We start from the raw sequence: 4,344 nt of genomic DNA, 5'->3' as shown, positions 1-4,344 counted from the left end.
GCCGGGAGTTGAATCGATTATTCAACTCCCGAGCCCCTGCGGATGATGACGCACTACCGCTGTTGCTTAGCTGGGGCGTCCCGGAATGGCACGGATGTAACGCGGGCGATGAGCGGGTGCTTAACTGGTATTGTCGCCAGCTACGCGCAGCCATTTTACGCAACGAGCCGCGGATTCAGGCGCTAACTGTCAGCGTGAAAGATGCGCATCATCAGACGCTGGCGCTGCATCTCGAGGTGATGTTGTGGCACGACGACGATCCGCTGACGCTGGATCTAACGTATCTGCACGGCAGCTGGCGATGACTATCGCAGGAGAAGATCAATGGACGATCGATTGCTGGAAGACTATTTGCAGGAGTTGAGATGGTTGCGTACCGCCAGCGGCGAGTTCGCCCGGCGGCACCCGCACGTTGCCTCTCGTCTGCGGCTGAGCGAATTTGATTGCCCGGATCCCCACGTTGAAAGGCTTTTAGAAGGTTTCGCCCTGCAAAGCGCCAAATTGCATCAGCGCCTTGATGATGGTTTTGGTGAACTGTGTGAATCGCTGCTGGAGCAGCTCTCACCTCATTCGATACGCCCTTTCCCTTCCACAGCTACCGCCAGTTTTACTGCGGATCCGCTGGCAGGTGATTTGAGTCAGGGTTACGCCCTTCCTGCCGGAACGCCGCTTTACGCGTTAACGCAAAGCGGTAAAACGATCTGGTGGCGTACCGCGCTGGCGCAAACGCTGTGGCCTATTGAGATTGACGATGTTACCTGGTGCGATGCGGCGCAGGCCCGGCAATTAACCGGGCTGACGAGGGCGCGCGGCGCATTGCTTATTCAGCTACGTTGTCTGCCGCCACATCAGTTTTCGACGTTGGCGGTTACACAGTTACGCATTCATCTCAGCGGTTCGCCGCAAATCAACGCCACGCTATTTGATTTGTTGTACGCCCATGTCATTGGGCCGCTGCGCCCACATCCCATTGGCCTGCTGAATGCCGAAAAGATTTTGCCCTGCGAACCGGGCGTAGAGTCCAGCGTGCTGGCGCTCAGTGCCTGGATGAACAGCCCGCAGGCGCTGATGTATTTCGATTTGCCGCTGCCGCCTTCGGGGGAGGGCGACGGCATGATCTTGTGTATTCCTTTCGATCGCGCTCCGCCGGGGGCGCAGCATATTCACTCGGGTGATATTCGTTTGGGGTGTGTGCCTATCGTTAACCTGTTCACCCGGACCTCTGAGCCGCTGATCGCCGGGCATATTCGCAGCGAGCATCGGCTGGTGGCCGATCATCATGATCAACATGTACAGATCTACCGTGTACAGACGCTGTGGATGAGCCGCCGTGAAGAAGCCTGGCGCGTGCCCGCATATTATTCCGCTCACGGGCATAGCGAGTCCCGCTGGTTCTGGCATGCACGACGCAACCGCCAGCAGGGCAATGCGTTGTGGTTAACGCTGGTGGACAGCCGTTTCGACCCGTTTGCGCCGGATGAAGAAGCGAGCCTGACGGCGACGCTCTGGTGCAGCAACGGTGAGCAGGCCGCACTGCTTTGTGCGGGAACGCCACTAACCTTTGAAGTACCCGGCCCGGTTGCGCAGGTGCATTTACTGGGAACGCCGACCACGCCTTCAGCGCCTGCGTTGCAGCGAGATGCACGCTGGAAACTGCTCTCAACGCTTGCGCTCAACCATCTCTTATTGAACGAAGGTCAGAGCGCGCTGGACTCGCTGAAAGAACTGCTGGCCCTGTATGCCCCTTCCTCTGCGTCACCCGCTGTCTGGCAGCAGATCAATGGCATCCGCGAGATGTGTTGCCAACGGGTGAGTGAGCATCGGGGGCGGGATGCCTGGCGCGGCTGGCATAACGGTATCAAGGTGACGCTGGAACTCGATCCACAAGCCTTTACTGGAAGCAGCCGACTGTTGTTTGCGGGCGTTATTGCCCGTTTTCTGGCGCGTAATGCCACCGCAAACTGCTTTATCCACACGATATTGCAAGACGAAGGAGAGGAGCTGTCGCTATGGACAGACGTCGAACAGACCACGCTGATAGCGTAATCGCCCAGCTTAAGGCCGAGCCGTGGCGCTTCTCGCTGGAGCAGTGTGTCCGCATCCTGGAAGCGGCGGGTGAGACGCCCGAACTGCGGGGCGATCTGGGGCTGGCATTTAGCCCAGCGGAAGTCAGTTCGCTGAACGAAGACGTTGTGCAGGTGCGTAGCCTCGGGCCAGGGGGGGCGGATGGCGTATTGCCCTACGGCTGGCTGGAATGGCTACAGCAGGCGACGCAGGATAAAAACAGCGCACTGCAGGATTTTATCTTTATGTTTCAACAGCGCTTTCTTCAACATCACTACCGTAGCCTGAGCCTGCATCGGCTGGCCAGGCCTTACGCCAGGCGAGAAGATGCGCCGGGGCTTTCGGTAATACGGGCGCTGTGTGGTTTCAGGCTCGACGCCATGGAAAAGTATGAATCTGCGCAGGTACAGAGTCTGCTGATGCAATGCGGCAACCTGCCTAATCGCAGGCGTTCTACGGCTGGATTTGTGGCGCTGGTTGAGGCCGTACTGAACGTCACCGTGCATGTCGAAGAGTTTGTCGGCCGCTGGCAGCCTTTGCCACAGGCATCAATAAGCCGGACGCGATGTCGGCTGGGGCGCAATAGCGTCGCCGGTCGGCGAATATGGAATCAGCATGCGGCGCTACGGGTGCATCTGCGTGCTAAAAACGCTACGCAGTGGCGCGAATTTTTACCCGGCAGTCAGGGTTTTCTCCAGCTCAGTAAGTTAGCGGAAATCTGGTTTGGCGCGGGAATAACGCAGGAATTGATGATGCGCGCAACCCTGACGCTGGATCATCGCTTAACCCGCACAGCGCCGCCGCGTCTGGGCTATACCGCGCAACTGGCAGGGCGCAAGCCCGCCATGTTCCATTGCCAACAGCATCTTGAGGAGAACAGTAAATGGATTTGAAAGCGCTGGTAAAACGACTGAACCCCATTTGTTTTCGTGCGCTGGAACAGGCCGCCGAACGCAGCCGGGCGCAGGGACACTGGTTCGTTGAGCCGGAGCATATGCTGCTGGCTTTACTGGATGATGAACACTGTGATTTAGCGTATTGCCTGAGCAACGCGGCTATCTCCACCGATACGTTACGTGAAGAGATCCAGCGTGCTCAGGCGCAGTTCAAAGCGGGCTGTACGCGGATGCCGGTGTTTTCCGTACAACTGATAGAGCTACTGGAAGGGGCGATTTTGCAGGCGACATTCCAGCGTATTCCTCTGGTTCGTTCGGCCTTATTGCTCCTGACCTTACTCACCCGAGAACGGCTGCGTACCCAGTTGGCGCAGGGAATGCCACTGTTGTTACAGCTTCCGGCTGCGGAGCTGGAAAGCCAGTGGCAGACCTGGTGTCGCAACTCCGTTGAGGAGGCTGCAGACCCTGACAATGGAGAATCCCCGAAGCGTGAAGGCGGGGTACTGGATCAATATACGCACGATCTGACTCGTGACGCGCGGGAAGGGCGGATCGATCCGATCATCGGGCGCGACGCGGAGATCCGCCAGTGTATCGACATCCTGCTGCGTCGCAGGCAAAACAACCCGATTCTGGTGGGGGCGCCAGGTGTGGGCAAAACCGCCGTTGCCGAAGGGCTGGCGCGACGCATTGCCGAAGCCAGCGTGCCGCCGCCGTTGCGTGATGTCGCTCTGCTGGCTCTCGATCTTGGCTTGTTGCAGGCGGGAGCGGGCGTGAAAGGCGAGTTTGAACAGCGTTTGCGCGGCGTAATCGACGCGGTAAAAAAATCCCCGCAGCCGATCATTTTATTTATCGACGAAGCCCACACGCTGATAGGCGCGGGCGGTGCCGAGGGGGGCAGTGATGCCGCCAACCTGCTGAAACCGGCGCTGGCGCGTGGGGAACTGCGCACCATCGCCGCCACCACATGGCAGGAGTACAAAAAATATTTCGAGAAAGATCCGGCGCTGGACCGACGTTTTCAGCGTATCCAGATTGAAGAGCCGGACGAGAACAGCGCGGTGGTGATGCTGCGGGCGGTGGCCGACAAGCTCGAGGCACACCACGGCGTGCAGATCCTCGATACCGCGATTCGCGAGGCTGTGCGCCTGTCCCAGCGTTACATTTCCGGGCGTCAATTGCCGGACAAAGCCATCAGCGTGCTTGATACTGCCTGTGCAAGAGTGGCGCTGGCGCAGCATGATGTGCCGCCCGCGCTTGAAGAAATTCGTCAGCAGCAGGCGGCGATCGAAGAAGAGAGTGAACGTCTGTATCGCGAGCTGCTGGTCGGCGTCGATCATCACGACCGACTGTGTGAACTGGAGGTGCAGGCGGAAAAACTCCA

4 protein-coding genes are annotated in these 4,344 nt (G+C 58.7%); all 4 read left to right on the top strand.

Features of this window, described 5'->3' with window-relative positions; genetic code table 11:
- Positions 1-305 (top strand): GPW/gp25 family protein (locus tag FDW87_RS20240; RefSeq protein WP_137380126.1); only part of this gene is annotated, 305 nt, incomplete at its 5' end.
- A gap of 19 nt (positions 306-324) precedes the next feature.
- Positions 325-2,046 carry a type VI secretion system baseplate subunit TssF gene (gene tssF / locus FDW87_RS20235; RefSeq protein WP_049270656.1) on the top strand — a complete coding sequence of 574 codons (1,722 nt, stop codon included), beginning with the start codon at positions 325-327 and terminating at the stop codon, positions 2,044-2,046.
- Positions 2,010-2,957 carry a type VI secretion system baseplate subunit TssG gene (tssG, locus tag FDW87_RS20230; RefSeq protein WP_137380107.1) on the top strand — a complete coding sequence of 316 codons (948 nt, stop codon included), beginning with the start codon at positions 2,010-2,012 and terminating at the stop codon, positions 2,955-2,957. Before tssF ends, tssG begins: the two co-directional genes overlap by 37 nt.
- Positions 2,948-4,344, top strand: a 1,397-nt coding sequence (locus tag FDW87_RS23170) for an AAA family ATPase (RefSeq protein WP_252363275.1), incomplete at its 3' end; no start/stop codon positions are given. The genes tssG and FDW87_RS23170, both read left to right, overlap by 10 nt.

Origin of the sequence: Citrobacter sp. wls826, assembly GCF_005281245.1 — a bacterium.
Taxonomy (GTDB): domain Bacteria; phylum Pseudomonadota; class Gammaproteobacteria; order Enterobacterales; family Enterobacteriaceae; genus Citrobacter; species Citrobacter braakii.
Note: the sequence above shows the minus strand (reverse complement) of the source record. Positions and strands in the feature narration are given on the sequence as shown.